At 65.9% G+C, this 258-nt stretch carries 1 protein-coding gene; it reads left to right on the forward strand.

Annotation, left to right across the window (positions count from 1 at the left end; all coding sequences use genetic code 11):
• A partial coding sequence (locus ACYP33_RS00490) for a dihydrodipicolinate synthase family protein (protein WP_459618961.1) occupies positions 1-258 on the forward strand: 258 nt, incomplete at both ends.

Consider the following 258-nt stretch of genomic DNA (forward strand, 5'->3'; position numbering starts at 1 on the left):
TTCGCACTGCCACGGAAACCTGCAAGGGCAAGGTGCCGATCCTGGCCGGCGCCGGCGGCCCGACGCGCGTGGCGATCGAGTACGCGAAGGAAGCCCGGCGCCTCGGCGCGAACGGCATCCTGCTGATGCCGCATTACCTGACCGAAGCGTCGCAGGACGGCATTGCGCTGCACGCGGAAGAAGTGTGCAAGGCCGTGCCCGATATCGGCGTGATCATCTACAACCGCGCGAATTCGAAGCTCAACGCCGACATGCTCG

Source organism: Burkholderia sp. 3C (assembly GCF_054589155.1).